Genomic DNA, 17443 nt, shown 5'->3' with positions numbered 1-17443 from the left:
TCGCGAGACGAAATGACGAAGGGTGAGACGAAAGAAGACGGACCTCTGCCCGGCGCCGGGTCGTCGAAAGGGCCGTGACCGAGTCACGGGGGAAGAGTCAGCGACGCGCGCCGGGGGCGGGCGTCAGCAACAGTGAATGTCGGCCACGCAGAGCGGGGTCACGCCGATGAGCGCCAGCTCGATGGCGGCGCGAACGGAGACGTGACGGGGCGACATGCCCAGAAATATGAATGAACTTTCCGAGCATGTCAACGCGAGCCGCGCCACACCGGCTGTGATGCCTGTCAACTCCCGGGATAAGGCCAGGCGTTGGCGCGGCAGTGGATGCCGTCGTGGTCGAGGAACTTGGTCTGCTGCTGCATGACCGGCGCGAGGTCGCCGTCCTTGTCGCAGGTGACGTGGCCGTAGCCGAGGCGGTGGCCGACCTCGTGGTTGATCAGCATCTGCCGGTAGGCGTGGATCTTGGCATCGCCGTAGGTCTCCGAGCCCTGCGCCCACCGGTAGGCGTTGATCATCACGCGCTCGGTCGCGGCCGAGTCGCAGGAGACGTTGTCCTCGGTGGTGTCCAGACCCGACTTGGCGCACCAGTCGGCGGTCGTGCCGGGGCTGGCGAGCGTGATCACGAAGTCGGGCTCGCCGGAGTGGATGCGCTCGAAGGTCCGCGCGCCGTTGTGGGCCCAGCTGCGCTGGTCGTTGAGCGTCTTCTGCACGGCCTCGGCGAACAGCTCGCCGTCCAGTCCGAGCCCCTGCTCCACGTCCACGCGGTAGGTGAACTTCTGCCCGGCGCCGGGTGCCTTGACGATGCCCGGAACGGCGTCGAACTTCCCGGAGCCCTTGAGCTTGGCGCCGAGCGGGTAGATCCGGCCCATCTTCTCGTCGTACGTCAGCGGGGCGGCCTCGGGGGCGGGCGCCCGGCCGTCCGCGCGGGACGCACCGTCCCGGACGTCGCGGGCCCGGTCGGGGGCGGACTGCGACTGCACGCCGGCGCCGCCGGGGCCGTCGGCGACCTGGCCGGCGACGATGACGGCCAGCACCGTGGTGACGGCGGCGGCCGCGATGCCGGTGAAGGCGCGGCCCTTGCCGCCCCTGCCCGCGACGGGCGTGCCGGTGGGCCCCGCGTCGTCGTGACCACCGGACCCGGAGTCGGCCGGGGTGCCGACGGTCCAGTCCGTGACGGAGGCGTAGGCGTCCGCGGCGTGCGCGGAGGCGGGCGTACGGGGCGCGAAGACGTCGTCCTCCTCGTGGAAGGCGTCGAGGTAGTCCTGTCGCGGCCCGGGCACGGAGGCCCGGCGCTGCCGCGGTATGGGAACACCGACACCGGCGGGCCCCCCGCCCTTCCCCCTCAACTCGCCCCAGCCACCCCCGGCTTCACGCTGCTCGGGATGCCCGCCACGCGCTTGCGGAACGCCGTGCGCGGGAGTCCCGTCGGGCAGCCTCGGCACACCGCGCGGCGGGGCGCCCCCGGCGACCCGGGGCGTCCCGTGGGCGGGAGTCCCGTCCGGGTATTGGGGAACGCCCTGCGCGGGAGTCCCGTCCGGGAACCTCGGAACGCCGCGTGGCGGAGTCCCGTCCCGGAACTGGGGAACGCCCTGCGCGGGAGTCCCGTCCGGGAACCTCGGAACGCCGCGTGGCGGAGTCCCGTCCCGGAACTGGGGAACGCCCTGCGCCGGAGTCCCGTCGGCCATCCGGGGAACGCCCTGCGCCGGAGTCCCGTCAGGCAGCCTCGGCACACCGCGTGCCGGAGTCCCGTCCGGCATGCGCGGAACGCCCCGCGCCGACGTGCCGTCGGCAGGCCTCGGAACGCCGCGTGGCGGAGTCCCCTCCCGGAACTGGGGAACGCCCTGCGCCGGAGTCCCGTCGGCCATCCGGGGAACGCCCTGCGCCGGAGTCCCGTCAGGCAGCCTCGGCACACCGCGTGCCGGGGTCCCGTCCGGCATGCGCGGAACGCCCCGCGCCGGCGTGCCGTCGGCAAGGCGGGGTACCCCCCGCACCGGTGTGCCGTCGGGCAGGCGCGGGAGGCCCTGGGCCGGTGTGCCGTCCGGGTGCCAGCCGTCGGGCAGACGCGGCATGCCGGGCGGCGGCGTGCCCTGGGGCCGCGTGCCGTCCGTCGGTGCGGGCCGCGGCCCCGGCATCCGGCGCTGGCCCGGCGGCGGCCAGCCGCCCTGGCCCTGCGGTGCGCCGGGCGGCGCGGTCCGGACTCCCCGGCCGGCGTCCGGCGCCTGGCCCTGGCCCGGCCTCTGCCCCTGCGCGGACCCGGTCCGGCCGTCCCGTACTGCTGTTGTGTCCGCGCTGTCGCCCTTGGCGACCGGTCCGCGGCGGCTGTGGCGTCCCACGTCGCGCCTCAGCCCCCCATGCTCTCGTCGGTGCCTGCTCTGTCGACGGCGTCGCCCCCGGCTCCCGCCCGGCCGGCCCGCCTCGCACGCTGCGCGCCCAGCTCTCCCGCAGCTTCCAGGAGTTCACGAAACGCCATCGCCACGGTCTCGGGATACTCCATCATCGCCACATGGCCCGCATCGGGCAACGTCACCAGCCGGGAGTCACGGAAGGCGCGGGCCGCCTTCTGGGCCATGCGGAAGCCGACGAGCTGGTCACGGCCGCCGTAGACGAGGAGGGTCGGCGCGAGAACTCGTTCGGCCTGGCGCCACAGCCCCTGCTGGCCGCCCAGCGTGTAGGCGTTGACGATCCCGCGCGCGGAGCGCGCCATCGCGTCCCAGAAGTACGGCAGCCGCAGCCGCCGCTCCATCTCCTGCACGGCGTTGCGGAATCCTTCCGGCGTCACCCGCCCGGGGTCCCCGTAACACAGCGCCATCACGCCGCGGACCCGCTGCTCCGCCGTCCACTCCCGGGTGAGCCGCGTGAAGAGCAGGGCGACGCCCGGCACCGCCAGCAGCCCCGTGGGCACGGCGGCGCGCTGCACTCGGATTTCCGGCAGAGCGGGCGACACAAGCGTGAGCGTACGGACCAGATCGGGCCGAGCCGCGGCGACACGGGTGGTGACGGCGCCGCCGAGCGAGTTCCCGAACAGGTGCACGGGGCCGCGGCCGGAGGCGTCGAGGTAACGGATGACCGCGCGCGCGTGCCCCGTGACGGAGTAGTTGCCGTCGTCCGGTGGCGGGGAGTCGCCGAAGCCCGGCAGATCGAGGGCCTCGCCGTCGACTTCACCGTCCAGCAGCGCCATCAGTGCCGACCAGTTCTGCGAGGAACCACCCAGCCCGTGCACGTACAGCGCGGGCGGCAGATCCTCGCGCGCGGGTGGTCTCGACCGGACCGTCAGGGTGACCCCGGGCAGCTCGACCGACCGCAGGCGCTCGCCCTCCGCGACCCGGACGGTCCCCACCTTCGGCAGCACATTGGCGGGCGGCACGAACGGCAGCTCGGTCGAAGACATGCGGCAATGTTACGAGACGATCACGCAGCGACTCATGCGTTCGCCTGTGTTCGCCGTCACAGGAACCGGCCAGTTGAGGTGCCGGAAAGGGAGGCACCCGGGCGCGCATGGGTAGCAGTCAACGGGATGAGCACTGCGTCACGTCCCGGACGCGGATCGCATAGCGTCCGGATCGGGTGTCTCCTAGGCTCATAGGGAGGGCACCCGCGTGTGGCCCCTGCATTCCCAGGGACGTTCGTAGGAAGGGAGCCCAGCATGGCCGTAGACCCCACCGACCCGGAGACGTTCGAGGTCGAGGACGCGCCCGAGGCGCAGGAAATCGACGTCGAGGCCCCCGAAGTCGACGCGGCCGAGCAGCAGGCGGATCTCGCGCCGGACCGCGACGACCCGCTGACCGGCGTCGACCCGGACCGCGCCAACGAGGCCGATCTGGCGGAGCAGGCCCGGATCGTCTCGCTCGACGAGGACGACTACCGGTGAGGTTCGCCGCCGACGGGCGACGAACAGCTCCACCGAACGGGAAAGAGGCAGAATTTTGCCCGCTCTGACCCTGTTTGAAACTTTCGCAACCGCTTTCGTAACCGTCCGGTCCGTGAAATTCTGCGCTCTCACCGCGCACACCACGGTTACCGAAAAGTACGATGGCGACGCGGCCAGATCCGCACGTGGACGACTATGGGAGGCGGCGTGACAGCCATCGAGCAGACAGAGGCGGTTCGCCCGCGGGGCACACGCCTGCCGCGCCGTGCCCGACGCAACCAGCTCCTGGGCGCCGCCCAGGAGGTGTTCGTGGCCCAGGGCTACCACGCGGCCGCGATGGACGACATCGCGGAGCGCGCGGGCGTCAGCAAGCCGGTGCTCTACCAGCACTTCCCGGGCAAGCTCGACCTCTATCTCGCGCTGCTGGACCAGCACTGCGAATCGCTCATCCAGTCCGTACGGAACGCGCTCGCGTCGACGACCGACAACAAGCAGCGCGTCCGGGCGACGATGGACGCCTACTTCGCCTACGTCGAGGACGACGGCGGCGCGTTCCGCCTGGTCTTCGAGTCGGACCTGACCAACGAGCCCGCCGTGCGCGAGCGCGTCGACAAGGTCACGAACGAGTGCGCGGAGGCGATCTGCGACGTCATCGCCGAGGACACCGGCCTGTCGCGCGCGGAGTCGATGCTGCTCGCCTCGGGCATGGGCGGCCTCGCCCAGGTGGTGGCGCGGTCCTGGCTGCACAGCGACCGCAGCGTGCCCCGCGACCAGGCCGTGCAGCTGCTCACCTCGCTGGCGTGGCGCGGCATCGCGGGCTTCCCGCTGCACGGCATGGACCAGCCGCAGCACTGACGGCACTTTGTTCCCGCCCGATGTTCGCTCGTGGCGTGCTCGGGCGGAGCATGTACGTCCCCTCACCGGGCTAATGTGTGCTGCGTACGGCGCGGAAGGTCGCGCACATCACTGACCGTCGGAGGGACATAGCCGTGGAGGTCAAGATCGGCGTGCAGCACGCGCCCCGCGAGATCGTTCTGGAGAGCGGTCAGACTGCCGAGGAGGTCGAGCGCGTGGTCGCCGAGGCGCTGGCCGGTAAGTCGCAGCTGCTGAGCCTCATGGACGAGCACGGCCGCAAGCTCCTCGTCCCGGCCGACCGTCTCGCGTACGTCGAGATCGGTGAGCCGGCCCCGCGCAAGGTGGGCTTCGGCGCGCTGTAGGCGCATGCGTGGAGCGGGGCGGGACGGCTTCGGCCGACCCGCCCCGTTCACGTGTCTGGCGCGTCCGCGCGGCCGCCTCCGTTTGCGTGCCTGCCGCGTCCGCACGGCCGCCTCCGTTTGCGTGCCTGCCGCGTTCGCGTGGCCGCCTCCGCCTGCATGGCTGCCCCCGTTTGCGCGGCTCTCCCCTGTTTGCGCCGCCCTCTCTCGGACACCCCTCCCGTGTAGCCCTCGGCTTCCCCTTGCGGCGCACCGGTTCCTCCACGGATGGAGCACAAGTCGCCCACAGGGGTGGATTGGATTCCGCAGGTCAGGGGTAAGACGGGCTACGACCGATTTGGGCAGGCCGGCCATGTGGGAGGGACCCCGACATGCTCCTGGAAGCGCTGAGTTCCGCGATCCTCGGCCTCGCTCTGGCGTGGGCGGCGACCCAACGCCTGCCGCACCGTCTCCCGGCCCGCCCCATGGTCCTGTCGACCGGCGTCGCCGGTGCCCTCTTCGGGGCCTTCGTCATGCACAGCGCGCTGGACGCGGGGCACGTGCTGCTCGTCCTGCTCGGGGCGGCCATCGTCTCCGTGGCCTCGCTGTCGCTGCTGCTGCGCCCCGCGGGAAGACTGCGCCGCCGATCGGCGACCGCGTGACGGGCCGCCGATGGTGGCGCTTGTGACAGTGCGGACCGGCCGGACGGGGGGAGGCGCGGGCTAGGCAGCCAGCCCCAGTGCGGCCATCCGCTTGGTGTGGGCCTCGGTGATCCGCGAGAACATCTTGCCGACCTCGGCGAGGTCGAAGCCGTCCGCCACACCGCCCACCAGCATGGTCGACAGCGCGTCCCGGTCGGCGACCACCCGCTGGGACTGCGACAGGGCCTCGCCCATCAGCCGCCGCGCCCACAGCGCGAGCCGCCCGCCGACGCGCGGATCGGCGTCGATCGCGGCCCGTACCTTCTCCACGGCGAAGCCGCCGTGCCCCGTGTCGTCGAGCACGGCCAGCACCAGATTGCGGGAGTCGGAGTCCAGCCGGGCGGCGACCTCGCGGTAGAAGTCGCTGGCGATGGAGTCGCCGACGTAGGCCTTGACCAGTCCCTCCAGCCAGTCCGAGGGGGCCGTCTGCTTGTGGAACCCGTCGTACGCGGCGACGAACGGCTCCATCGCCCGCGTCGGCTCCTCCCCGATCTCGGCGAGCCGGTCGCGCAGCCTCTCGAAGTGGTGGAACTCCGCCGACGCCATCTTCGCCAGCTCCGCCTTGTCCGCCAGCGTCGGCGCCAGCTTGGCGTCCTCCGCGAGCCGCTCGAACGCCGCCAGCTCCCCGTACGCGAGCGCACCGAGCAGGTCCACGACCGCGGCGCGGTACTGCGGGTCGGCGGAGGCCGTCGCCCAGTCCCGGGCGGCGACTGAGGTGGGTTCAACGGCGGCGGTGTCCGAGGCGTTCTCAGGCTTGTCAGAGCTCGTCATGAAGCGCACAATAGCCCGCCCGCCGGGAGGCGTAAGGTCCTGGTCAATCACTGTGACGACGACTACGTGACCGAATCGGCCATCGCATGTGCGCGAATCCGGGGTATGGTGGTAATGCGCCTGCTGGTACGTCGACGTACCTCGACAGGCCGCACGTATGAGGATGCCCGGTCGGTGGCCCGATCGGCTCCGACCCGACAGCCCTCCCCGGCCGTCCGCCACAGTGCGTACGAGACCCGGAGGGGGACACCCTCAGCGGCACGAGCGCTAGAGCGTCGGCGCGGTCCCGTGCTCTACGGCCCGCCCGTAGGCAGCCGACGTCCCCGGCACGGTCTGACACGACCCCGCGCTCGCCTCGCGCCGCCCACACAGAAGAGGCAGCACCCTGACTACGTTCCGAGAGCTCGGAATCCTTCCCGAGACCGCCGAGGCCCTTGAAGCCGTCGGCATCATCACCCCCTTCCCCATCCAGGAGATGACGCTCCCCGTGGCCCTTTCGGGCAAGGACGTCATCGGCCAGGCCAAGACCGGCACCGGCAAGACGCTGGGCTTCGGCCTCCCGCTCCTCGAGCGCGTCACCGTCCCCGCCGACGTCGAGGCCGGACGCGCCGAGCCCGAAGACCTCACCGAAGCCCCGCAGGCGCTCGTCGTCGTCCCCACGCGCGAGCTGTGCACGCAGGTCACCAACGACCTGCTGACCGCGGGCAAGGTGCGCAACGTCCGCGTCCTCGCCATCTACGGCGGCCGGGCCTATGAGCCCCAGGTCGAGGCCCTCAAAAAGGGCGTCGACGTGGTCGTCGGCACCCCGGGCAGGCTTCTCGACCTCGCCGGTCAGAAGAAGCTGAACCTGAAGCACGTCAAGTCGCTGGTCCTCGACGAGGCCGACGAGATGCTCGACCTGGGCTTCCTGCCCGACGTCGAGAAGATCATCAACATGCTGCCGGTGCGGCGTCAGACCATGCTGTTCTCGGCGACCATGCCGGGCGCGGTCATCGGCCTCGCCCGCCGCTACATGTCGCAGCCCACGCACATCAGTGCCACGTCGCCGGACGACGCGGGCGCGACGGTCGCGAACACCAAGCAGTACATCTACCGCGCGCACAACATGGACAAGCCCGAGATGGTCGCGCGCATCCTCCAGGCCGATGGCCGGGGGCTGGCCATGGTCTTCTGCCGCACCAAGCGCACGGCGGCCGATCTCGCGGACCAGCTGAAGCAGCGCGGTTTCGCCTCCGGCGCGGTCCACGGCGACCTCGGCCAGGGCGCCCGTGAGCAGGCGCTGCGGGCCTTCCGCAACGGCAAGGTGGACGTGCTCGTCTGCACCGACGTCGCCGCCCGCGGCATCGACGTCGAGGGCGTGACGCACGTCATCAACTACCAGTCGCCCGAAGAGGAGAAGACGTACCTGCACCGCATCGGCCGTACGGGCCGCGCGGGCGCGAAGGGTACGGCGATCACTCTGGTCGACTGGGACGACATCCCGCGCTGGCAGCTGATCAACAAGGCGCTGGAGCTGGACTTCAACGACCCGCCGGAGACGTACTCCACCTCCCCGCACCTCTACTCCGACCTCGGCATCCCCGAGGGCACGAAGGGCGTCCTGCCGCGCTCGGAGCGCACGCGCGCCGGGCTGGACGCGGAGCAGCTGGAGGACCTGGGCGAGCCGGGCGGGCGCGGGCGCGGCGGCCGGGGTGGCCGCAGCGACCGGGACGAGTCCCGTTCGGAGGACCGCGAGCGGTCGGCGCGTACGCCGCGTCGCCGCCGCCGTACCCGTGGCGGTGCCGCGCTGGACGGGGCGCCGGAGTCCACCGGCAGTGCCGCGCAGGGCACCACGGCCACCGGCGGTGCCGCCGAGGCGGACGACGTGACCGGTCCGCGCACTCCGCGTCGCCGTCGCCGCACCCGCGGTGGGGCGCAGTCCGAGCAGGCTCAGGTCGCGGCCGTCGAGTCCCCCGCGTCCGAGCAGGCGGAGACCGCCGTCGCCACGGCGGAGGGCACGGCCGCGGAAGCCGTGGAGACGGCTGCGAAGCCCCGTCGGCGCCGCACCCGCCGGTCGGAGACACCGGCGGTGGCGACCGAGGCCGCGGTGACGTCTGCGGTGCAGACCGAGGCGTCCCCGGTGACGCCGTCGGCCGTGGAGCCGGCCGTCGCGGAAGCCCCCACCGCCGCGGAGACGGCGCTGCCCGAGGCAGCCGCCGCCAAGCCGCGCCGCCGCACCCGCAAGACCGCGGCGTCCTCAGCCGAAGTTGCGGTCGACACGGCCGAGGGGACCACCGAGTCCGCGCCGGAGCCGACGGAGACGAAGCCGCGTCGCGCCCGCAAGACGGCCGCGAAGGCCGAGGCGGGCGTCGACACGGCGGAGGCGACCGAGGCCAAGCCGCGCCGCGCCCGCAAGACAGCGGCCACGGTGGAGGACACCGCCGCCGAGACGGCCGAGGCGAAGCCCCGGCGTACGCGCAAGGCGACGGCAGCGGCCGAGACCGCGGTCGACACGGCGGAGGCCGCCGAGGCCAAGCCGCGTCGCACCCGGAAGGCCGCCGCCGCCCCGGCGGAGGCCGCCGTCGACACCGCCGAGGGCACGGAGGCCAAGCCGCGCCGCCGCACCCGCAAGGCCGCCGAGGCCGCCCCTGCCGTCGCCGAGATCCCCGCACAAACGGTCCAGGAACCGGAGGCCGCCGAGGCCAAGCCGCGCCGGACACGGAAGGCCGCCGCCGCCGTCCCGGACGCGGAAGCCGTGGAGGCCAAGCCGCGCCGGACGCGGAAGACGGTCGCGGCGGCCGAGGCCGCCGTCGACACCGTTGAGGGCACGGAGGCCAAGCCGCGCCGCCGCACCCGCAAGGCCGCCGAGGCCGCCCCTGCCGTCGCCGAGATCCCCGCACAGGCGGATCAGGAGCCGGAGGCCGCCGCCAAGCCGCGCCGTACGCGCAAGGCGACCACGGCCGCCACGGCCGCCACGGCCGCGACGGCTGCCGTTTCGGAGGACGCGGCGGAGGCGAAGCCCAAGGCCCGCCGCACCCGCAAGGCCGCTGCCACCGCGGAGCCCACGGAGGACTGACCCACCCACCCCTCTGCGACGGCCCGGCCCCCTCACGGGGAGCCGGGCCGTCGGCGTTCCCCCAGACACGGTGTCCGACCCCGCCGAGATGCCTGGGCACGGTGCCCGACTCCGCCAAGTCGCCTGGGGCACGGCGCCGGTCCCCGCCGACCCGGCCAGGGCGCAAGGCCCGACCCCGCCGATCACCTGGGCACAGCTCCAGAGCCCGCCGAAGCCCACCCGGCGCGCAGCACCGCTTCCCACCGAACCCCACCCGGACCCCGGGGCCCGACCCCGCCGAATCACCTGAGCACATCCCGGGCACCCGCCGGCCCCCACCTGCGCAGCGCAAGTCCCGCCGATCCCACCGCCGCACAGTCCCGGCCCCCGTTCATCCCCACCCCGCACACAGGGCCCGACCCCGCCAAGTCACCCGGCACAGCGCCAGACCCCCACCGAACCCCACCCCGCGCACAACGCCACTCCCCGCCGATCCCCACCCGGCTGCACAACGCCACTCCCCACCGCCCCCACCCGGAGCCACAACACCCCCGCAGAGTCCCGCTCAAGGCAGGCGCGCCACCCCCACCCCCACCCGCTACCCTCGCCCCGTGACCAGCCACCCCGCCTTCCCCCCGCCCCCGGGCGCCCGTGCCTACCCCCTGCGCACCACACGCGGCGAGTTCGCCGTCGTCGAGTCGTCGCCGTCGCCGGAAGCGGGCGGGCAGGAGCGGGGAGTCGTCCTGATGCTGCCCGGATTCACCGGCAGCAAGGAGGACTTCAGGCTGCTCCACGAGCCGCTCGCACAGCGGGGGTACCGGGTCGTCGCCGTGGACGGGCGGGGGCAGCACGAGTCGAGCGGCCCGCTGGAGGACGAGTCCGCCTACGCCCAGGGGGACCTCGCGCGGGACGTGCTCGCGCAGGCCGCGGCCCTCGGCGGGCCCGTGCACCTGGTGGGGCATTCGCTCGGCGGGCAGATCGCCCGTGCGGCCGTGCTCCTCGACCACTCCCCGTTCGTCTCGTTCACCCTGATCTCGTCCGGCCCGGCGGAGATCTCCGTCTCCCAGCAGCAGCGCGTGAAGCTGCTGCGGGACGCGCTCGCCGTGCTGTCGATGGCGGAGGTGTGGGAGGCCATCCAGGCCATGGGGCCGCCGGAGGAAGTCGGCGGGCCCGCCCGCGGCCTCGGCGACCAGGACCAGCTTCGCCGCCGCTGGCTGGGCCACAGCCCTGCCCAACTCCTGGCGACCGGACGTCAGTTGTGCACCGAGCCGGACCGCGTGGCCGAACTCGCCGCGATCCCGCTGCCGTTCCACGTCCTGTCGGGCGCGCACGACGACACCTGGCCGGTGGCGATCCTGGACGACATGGCCCGGCGGCTGGACGCGCACCGCACGGTCATCACCGGAGCCGAGCACTCCCCCAACGCCGACCAGCCGCTCGCGACGGCCCACGCCCTCGCCGACTTCTGGGACGGCCTGGGCCGGATGTAGTCACCTGGCCGACGTCCAGACCGAGGGCCGACCGCCCTAGATCGAGTCCCGACCTAGCCCCCGACCGCTCCAGACCGAGCCCCGACGGAGCCCCCGACCGCTCCAGACCGAGCCCCGACGAAGTCCAGACCGCTCCAGACCGAGCCCCGACGGAGCCCCCGACCGCTCCGGACCGCTCCCCGCCTAGTACTGCGTCCGCAGATGCTCCCAGAAGCCGTCACGCAGCGCCCGTCTGAGATCCGCCTGGCCGCGCAGCGAGTACTGCAGCAGGCCCTCCGCCTCCACGAGCAGGTCCTGGTCCACCGACCCGGGCAGGTACGGATGCCCGGGCAGCAGCTCCACCAGCGTGTCCCGGCCGCGTGCCGCCAGCCACTTCGCCGCGATCTGCGCGCCCACGAACCGCACGTCCTCGCGGGTGGGCCGGTTCGCGGTCGTCTCGTAGCCGGGGGCGGTGCGGCGGGAGACGTACGGCTTGAAGAAGTCGAGGTCGAGGGTGCGCTGGCTGTCGACCTCCCACAGGAGGGGCTCGGCCTGGTTGCGGCCCTCCGGCGCCTCGATGCCCCAGAGGTGGACCCGGGCGCCGTACCCCTGGGCCGCCTCCACCGCCGAGACCAGGTCCTCGTCGCCGCCGAGCAGGGCCGCGTCGCTGATGGCGCGGTGCCGGGCGAGGGACTCCAGGTCGGAGCGGATGAGTGAGTCGACGCCCTTCTGCTGGTTGTTGGCGTTGAGGTTGCCGAGGCGCACCTTGACGTCCGGCAGTTCCGCGATGGTCTGCTGTTCGGCCGTGTGGATGCGGCGCCGGGCACCGTCGTACCAGTAGACGCGCAGCAGCCGGCTGTCCGCGAAGATCGTGCGGGCCCGGTCGATGAGCGCGTCGATCAGGCCTTCGGCGTCCAGGTCGAAGGCGCGGCGGTCCTCCGTGCCGGCGACGAGGCGTCCCGCCGCCGCGTACAGATACCCGGCATCGACGAAGATCGCGTGGGTCGAGGGCGTCTTCGCCACCTCGGCGAGCATGCGCTGGAGCAGCTCGTTGGTGCGGTCGATGCGGGTGTGGAGGGCCGCGAGGTCGTCGTTCATCACCCCCATTGTCCCGGCGGTCACGCTGCGAACACAACTGGTCCCGGTCGGTCCCGTAACGACACTCTTACAAGTCAGTAATTAGCCGTTCGAAAAATTTCCTTAGCGTAGGGAATGTTTCACCCCCGCGTCCCTGTTGACCCATATGGAACACCGGGCACGGACCTGGTGGGCCGCACACCGAAGTAGTTCTCCTCAGGAGGATGACCAGACGAAGGGAGAAGCCCTTGCGCTTCGAAATCATGCGACTCGACGACGTCGACGGCACACCAGTCGACTCGACCGTTGTGGACGCCGCCTCCGTCAACCGCATCGTTCAGCAGGCGGCCGCCATAGGGCAGCGCCTCTGGATCCGCCCGGCCGAGACCACGGCCTCATAACGCGCGCAGCTCTCCCACACCTCGCAGCCCCCGCCCGGCATCGGCCGTGCGGGGGCTCCGCTGTTGCGGACGTCCCTGGTCGGGGCGTCTGGCTGAGGGGGCACGGCGCGATCCAGAAGGGGTCCCGGTGACGGTCCCCATGGCCGAGAGCGAGACCGGCACCCAGCGGCCCAGGGTCGGGCTCCGGGCCCGTACGGCTTTCGGCGGCCGTCAGCACCTGGTCCTCCTGCACGGCCGGGACCAGCAGGAGAAGTACCCCGACGAACTCCGCCTTCCTGGACGGCCGGCCTGAACCGCGGCCTCACCCTCGCGGCTTTGCCCACACTCGACCCGGAGGACGTGTGGTACCCGTTCTACGGCACGAGACTGCACGACCTCGTGAGCGGCACGGAGAGCACGGCGGAGCCCATCGGCCTCGACCGGGTGAGCGCCGCCGCAGCAGCCGAGGTGTTCGCCGCGCAGTCCCCCACGGGTTCCTACGAGCATCTGCTCCACGAGGCGGCCGCCCGGGCCGGCATGCCCCAGAACGGGCCGGCGGCCACGGAGGGCTTCGGGTCCGGCCTGGTCGGGGCGCTGCACCGGCCGATGAGCTGGCTGGCCGCCCGGTCCGACCTGGACGAGTGGACCATCGCCACGTTCCTGCGGGACGTCGGCCTGTACCTCGGCGACAGCTCCGTGCGGCAGGCGGTGCTGGACTGTCATGGAGACGATGCCGACCAGCGGCGAGCCGGTGCTCGTCACGCACAGCCTGGGCACGGTCGTGGGCATGGACCTCCTGACCCGTCTTACGGACGACATCGACCCCGTCCTGCTGGTCACCGCGGGCAGCCCGCTCGGCCTGGACGGCGTCAACGAACGGCTCCTCACCCGAGGCCCGCACCAGCCGCCCGGGTGCGTGACTGGGTGAACGTCTGGTGCCCCACCGACGCGGTGGCCATCGGCTGCCCCCTGGAGGACGAACGGTGGGGGAAGCTCACCCAGCCGGCCGTCTCCGACGGCCGCGACCGCGCGCACAACATCGAGGAGTACCTCGGCCACCCCCAGGTGGCCCGGGAGATCCGCGGCGTCCTGCGGCCCTGACGGGAATCGTCAGCTCCCCTGGATCACCTGAGTGACGCCGTTGATGATCTGCTGCACGGCGATCGCGGAGAGCATCATGCCGGCGAGGCGGGTCACCAGGACCACACCGCCGTCCTTGATGATCCGGATGATCACCAGTGAATAGCGCATCACCATCCAGAGCACGACGTGGATGGCGAGGATCGCCATCCACACGGACACCTGCGTGGCGACGCTGTGGGCCTTCTGCACGGCGAGGATGACCGACACGATCGCCCCGGGCCCGGCCAGCAGCGGCATGCCCAGCGGTACGAGGGCGACGTTCACGTCCTTGGTCTGCTTCGGCTCGTCGGTCTTCCCGGTGAGCAGATCCAGCGCGATCAGCAGAAGGAGCAGACCGCCCGCGATCATCAGCGCGGGCACGGACACGTGCAGATAGTTGAGGATCTGGTGCCCGAGGAGCCCGAACACAGTGATCACGCCACCGGCGACGCAGACGGCCTGGAAGGCCATCCGCTTCTGCACCTTGCCGGGCCGGCCGGCGGTGAGCGCGAGGAAGATCGGTGTGATCCCGGGGGGATCCATGATGACGAAGAGGGTCAGGAACAGGGAGCCGAAGACGGCGAGGTCGAACATGAGTGAGCCTTGCGGGATTGCTGAAACGCGCGGTGGGCAGCGGCGAGCCGCGACCGCTGTGGGCAGGCGTTCCGTACGGCGGAACGGGGTGGCACGACCGGCGACGCCGGGTGCCTGAAAAGAGAACTGGAAAAGAGAACTGGACGAGAGGAACCTCAGTGAGCCCCGCCGGCCCCCGGCACGGGGAACGCCCCGAAGGCCCGCCGGGTGATCTCGCCGTAGACCTCGGGATCCGTCGTGTACTCCCCGAGCACGCACGTCTTGCGACTGCCGTGGTAGTCCGACGACCCGGTCACGAGGAGCCCGAGCTCCTTGGCCAGCCCCCGCAACCGCGCCCGGGTGTCGGCGTCGTGGTCCATGTGGTCGACCTCGAGGCCGACCAGCCCGGCCTCGGCCATCTCGGCGATGGCGGCCTCCGGCACCGTGAGCCCCCGCTTGCTCGCCCCGGGGTGCGCGAACACCGCGACCCCGCCGGCTCCCTTGATCAGCCGGATCGCCTCGAAGGGGTCGGTCTCGTGCTTCTCCACGAAGACCCGGCCTCCGTCGGCGAGCCAGTCCTTCGTGAAGGCGTCGTTCACGGTGGGCACGACACCCAGCTCGACGAGCGCGCTCGCCACGTGCGGGCGTCCGACGGACCCCTCACCGGCGATCCGCGCCACCTGCTCCCACGTCACCGGCACGCCCAGCTCCCGGAGCTTGGCGATCATCCCCTGCGCGCGCGGCACCCGGTCGTCCCGGACCAGCTCCCGCTCGGCGAGCAGCGCCGGCTCCTCGGCGTCGAAGAGGTAGGCCAGCATGTGCATGCTGATCCCGTCGATCCGGCAGGAGAGCTCGGCACCGGTGACCAGCGTGACGCCCTCGGGCAGCGCGGCGATCGCCTCGGCATGCCCGCGGGTGGTGTCGTGATCGGTGAGTGCGATGACGTCGAGCCCGGTCACAGCGGCTTTCCGCACCAGCTCGGCGGGCGAGTCCGTGCCGTCGGAAGCGGTGGAGTGGGTGTGCAGATCGATGCGCACGACACGAACTCCAGACACAGACGGCACGAACAGGGCTGCTCAAGGATAACCGCATTTTCAACGCCGGATGTCATACCTGAACGCGGCAAGCGCCCCCTACACCCCCGCCCCCTACACCCCGCAGGCCCTACGGCTGGAGCAAGCGCGGCGACAACGCCCCACAAGGCACCAGCTCCACCTCCGCTCCCGCCTCCCGGAGATCCGCCAGCACCAGCTCGTCGTACATCAGCAGCCCGGACTGCTCGGGCCACACGACGGCCCACAGCCACATCCCGAGCGCCTCACCCGCGAACACCGCCCGGTCGTCCGGCGCCCCGGCCACGTGCCACAGCGGCGTGGGACGCCCGGCGGCCAGCACCTTGGCCTGGGGCGGCTTCTCGACGTCCATGTGCGGCCCCGGGTCGGGGCCGTCCATGCCCGCGTAGCGCGCCCCGAGCCCGACCCCGAGCTCCTCGGCCACCAGGATCAGTTCGCCCATGCCGCCGAGCGGCCCCGGGCCCGTGCAGGCGACGGCGGTCGCACGGCCGCCCGTGCGGTCGTCCCCCGCGCAGGCCACTCCCGTGAACAGCCATCCCACCGGCAACGGCCACGGCATCCACAGCGGCACCTGGGTGCGGTGCACCACGACGTTGAGGGCGTCGACGCTGGGCGGTATCACGGGCTGCACCGGATGAACGGTGCCGTGCACATCGCACTGCCACGAGTCGGAGAAGAGGCCGGGAGCCCTGACCCGGCCACCGCACTTCGGGCAACTGGGTTCGCCCCTCATAGGGCCCCACGGTCCTACCCCCGTCCCGCCGCGTCAAGGACGATCACCCATCCGGACGGAACCGTTCACCGACCACTTCAGATGTAGCTTGCATTAATTAGCTCGCCTAACTTAGTATGTGTATATACCAACTATCTACGTCTCGGGAAAGGGAGCAAGCAATGGACCCCTTCGACGCCGGAGCGGGCGGCCTCCTGAAGCAGCCCAAGTCCGTGTGGGCCACCGCCGGAGCATCGGTCGTCGCCTTCATGGGCATCGGGCTCGTCGACCCGATCCTGCCGTCCATCGCCCAGGGTCTGAACGCCACGGCGAGCCAGGTCTCCCTGCTCTTCACCTCGTACTTCCTCATCACCGCCGTCGCGATGCTGGTCACCGGCTTCGTCTCCAGCCGGATCGGCGGGAAGAAGACGCTGCTGCTCGGCCTCGCGTTCGTCGTGGTGTTCGCCGGGCTCGCGGGCACCTCCGGATCCGTCGGCGAACTGGTGGGCTTCCGGGCCGGATGGGGCCTCGGCAACGCGCTGTTCGTCTCGACGGCCCTCGCGGTCATCGTCGGCGCGGCGGCCGGCGGCAGCGCCGCGGCGATCCTGCTGTACGAGTCGGCCCTCGGCCTCGGCATGGCATGCGGCCCGCTGCTGGGCGCCCTGCTCGGCGACGCCAGCTGGCGCTACCCGTTCTTCGGCACGGCGTTCCTGATGGCCGTCGGCTTCCTGTGCATCACGGTGTTCCTGAAGGAGCAGCCGAAGCCGGCCCGCAAGACCTCGCTGCTCGACCCGCTCAAGGCACTCGGCCACGGCGGCCTCGCCTCGGCGGCGGTCTCGGCGTTCTTCTACAACTACACGTTCTTCACCGTGCTGGCCTTCACGCCGTTCGTGCTGAACATGACCCCGTACAAGTCGGGTGCGGTGTTCTTCGCCTGGGGTGTACTGCTCGCCGTCTTCTCGGTGATCGTGGCGCCCCGGCTCCAGAAGCGGTTCGGTTCGCTGAAGGTGCTCGGCGGTTCGCTGGTCCTGCTCGCGGCCGACGTCCTGGTGCTCGGCTACGGCTCCCACACGACCGCCGTCGTCTGCACGATCCTGTCCGGTGCCTTCATCGGCGTGAACAACACCGTCTACACCGAGCTGGCCCTCGGCGTCTCGGACGCGCCCCGGCCGGTGGCGAGCGCGGGCTACAACTTCGTGCGCTGGTTCGCCGCGGCGGCCGCTCCGTACTTCGCGCCGAAGATCGAGGAGTGGACCGACATCCACATCCCGTTCGTGGCGGCGGCGCTCACCGCGGGCGCGGGCGCGGTCGTGGTCGTCGTACGGCGCGAGGCCCTCACCTTCTTCCAAGCTCTCGACTCCGCTCGAGCAGGGGGGACCCCCACCGCCGAGGAGCTGGAGCCGAGGCACACGACCGAGGACGGTGTCACCGTGTTCGCCAACTGACGCCGCACAGCCTGGGGTTGGTGAG

The 17443-nt window shown here is 72.1% G+C and carries 18 protein-coding genes; 10 read left to right on the top strand and 8 right to left on the bottom strand.

What is annotated here, in order from left to right:
- Window positions 1–123 precede the first annotated feature (123 nt).
- The 3 genes from HDC93_RS39445 to HDC93_RS30755 all read right to left on the bottom strand — a co-directional run bounded on the left by HDC93_RS39445 (window position 124) and on the right by HDC93_RS30755 (window position 3388).
- Complete coding sequence (locus HDC93_RS39445; RefSeq protein WP_311774658.1) at window positions 124–216, bottom strand: Ms4533A family Cys-rich leader peptide; 93 nt, start codon at window positions 214–216, stop codon at window positions 124–126.
- Between the two features lie 68 nt (window positions 217–284).
- Window positions 285–1757 carry a DUF3152 domain-containing protein gene (locus tag HDC93_RS30760; protein WP_398987040.1) on the bottom strand — a complete coding sequence of 491 codons (1473 nt, stop codon included), beginning with the start codon at window positions 1755–1757 and terminating at the stop codon, window positions 285–287.
- Window positions 1758–2341: 584 nt separating this feature from the next.
- On the bottom strand, window positions 2342–3388 hold the full coding sequence (locus tag HDC93_RS30755; RefSeq protein ID WP_185014111.1) for an alpha/beta fold hydrolase: 1047 nt from the start codon (window positions 3386–3388) through the stop codon (window positions 2342–2344).
- Between the two features lie 255 nt (window positions 3389–3643).
- Here HDC93_RS30755 and HDC93_RS30750 point away from each other — a divergent pair, with 255 nt between their 5' ends.
- The 4 genes from HDC93_RS30750 (at window position 3644) to HDC93_RS30735 (ending at window position 5723) form a co-directional block, all read left to right on the top strand.
- Complete coding sequence (locus HDC93_RS30750; protein ID WP_185014110.1) at window positions 3644–3868, top strand: hypothetical protein; 225 nt, start codon at window positions 3644–3646, stop codon at window positions 3866–3868.
- Window positions 3869–4075: 207 nt separating this feature from the next.
- Window positions 4076–4723, top strand: coding sequence for a TetR/AcrR family transcriptional regulator (locus tag HDC93_RS30745; RefSeq protein WP_031110090.1), 648 nt, complete (start codon window positions 4076–4078; stop codon window positions 4721–4723).
- Between the two features lie 134 nt (window positions 4724–4857).
- The gene (locus tag HDC93_RS30740) at window positions 4858–5085 is read left to right on the top strand and encodes a DUF3107 domain-containing protein (protein WP_185014109.1); all 228 of its coding nucleotides are present in this window, start codon (window positions 4858–4860) and stop codon (window positions 5083–5085) included.
- A 368-nt stretch (window positions 5086–5453) separates the two neighbouring features.
- Window positions 5454–5723 (top strand): hypothetical protein, encoded by a 270-nt coding sequence (locus tag HDC93_RS30735; RefSeq protein WP_185014108.1) that lies wholly within the window; start codon window positions 5454–5456, stop codon window positions 5721–5723.
- 60 nt (window positions 5724–5783) lie between these two features.
- Here the strand turns inward: HDC93_RS30735 and HDC93_RS30730 are convergent, their stop codons facing one another.
- Window positions 5784–6533, bottom strand: coding sequence for a ferritin-like fold-containing protein (locus tag HDC93_RS30730; protein ID WP_185014107.1), 750 nt, complete (start codon window positions 6531–6533; stop codon window positions 5784–5786).
- A 475-nt stretch (window positions 6534–7008) separates the two neighbouring features.
- Between HDC93_RS30730 and HDC93_RS30725 the strand changes: the two genes are divergently transcribed.
- Complete coding sequence (locus HDC93_RS30725) at window positions 7009–9588, top strand: DEAD/DEAH box helicase (RefSeq protein ID WP_185014106.1); 2580 nt, start codon at window positions 7009–7011, stop codon at window positions 9586–9588.
- Window positions 9589–10178: 590 nt separating this feature from the next.
- Complete coding sequence (locus HDC93_RS30720; protein ID WP_185014105.1) at window positions 10179–11057, top strand: alpha/beta fold hydrolase; 879 nt, start codon at window positions 10179–10181, stop codon at window positions 11055–11057.
- A 183-nt stretch (window positions 11058–11240) separates the two neighbouring features.
- On the opposite strand, the gene HDC93_RS30715 is transcribed toward HDC93_RS30720, so the two are convergent.
- Window positions 11241–12134, bottom strand: a complete 894-nt coding sequence (locus HDC93_RS30715) for an NYN domain-containing protein (protein WP_185014104.1) — start codon at window positions 12132–12134, stop codon at window positions 11241–11243.
- Between the two features lie 203 nt (window positions 12135–12337).
- On the opposite strand from HDC93_RS30715, the gene HDC93_RS30710 reads away from it, so the two are divergent.
- From HDC93_RS30710 to HDC93_RS30700, 3 genes are all read left to right on the top strand, one after another.
- The gene (locus HDC93_RS30710) at window positions 12338–12514 is read left to right on the top strand and encodes a hypothetical protein (RefSeq protein ID WP_167545766.1); all 177 of its coding nucleotides are present in this window, start codon (window positions 12338–12340) and stop codon (window positions 12512–12514) included.
- Window positions 12515–12641: 127 nt separating this feature from the next.
- Window positions 12642–12806: a hypothetical protein gene (locus tag HDC93_RS30705; protein ID WP_185014103.1), complete on the top strand. Its 165-nt coding sequence runs from the start codon at window positions 12642–12644 to the stop codon at window positions 12804–12806.
- A gap of 23 nt (window positions 12807–12829) precedes the next feature.
- The gene (locus HDC93_RS30700) at window positions 12830–13594 is read left to right on the top strand and encodes a hypothetical protein (protein WP_185014102.1); all 765 of its coding nucleotides are present in this window, start codon (window positions 12830–12832) and stop codon (window positions 13592–13594) included.
- A 9-nt stretch (window positions 13595–13603) separates the two neighbouring features.
- On the opposite strand, the gene HDC93_RS30695 is transcribed toward HDC93_RS30700, so the two are convergent.
- From HDC93_RS30695 to HDC93_RS30685, 3 genes are all read right to left on the bottom strand, one after another.
- Window positions 13604–14209, bottom strand: coding sequence for a MarC family protein (locus tag HDC93_RS30695; RefSeq protein ID WP_031105857.1), 606 nt, complete (start codon window positions 14207–14209; stop codon window positions 13604–13606).
- Between the two features lie 155 nt (window positions 14210–14364).
- Entirely contained in the window at window positions 14365–15225 is an 861-nt protein-coding gene (locus HDC93_RS30690; protein WP_185014101.1) for a PHP domain-containing protein, read from the bottom strand.
- Window positions 15226–15352: 127 nt separating this feature from the next.
- A complete protein-coding gene (locus HDC93_RS30685) occupies window positions 15353–15994 on the bottom strand; it encodes a DUF6758 family protein (protein ID WP_185014100.1) in 642 nt (213 codons plus the stop codon).
- A 161-nt stretch (window positions 15995–16155) separates the two neighbouring features.
- On the opposite strand from HDC93_RS30685, the gene HDC93_RS30680 reads away from it, so the two are divergent.
- On the top strand, window positions 16156–17418 hold the full coding sequence (locus HDC93_RS30680) for an MFS transporter (RefSeq protein WP_185014099.1): 1263 nt from the start codon (window positions 16156–16158) through the stop codon (window positions 17416–17418).
- Window positions 17419–17443: the final 25 nt, after the last annotated feature.

Origin of the sequence: Streptomyces sp. AK010, assembly GCF_014207295.1 — a bacterium.
In the GTDB taxonomy this organism is placed as follows: domain Bacteria; phylum Actinomycetota; class Actinomycetes; order Streptomycetales; family Streptomycetaceae; genus Streptomyces; species Streptomyces massasporeus.
This window is presented reverse-complemented; position numbering and strand designations above follow the sequence as displayed.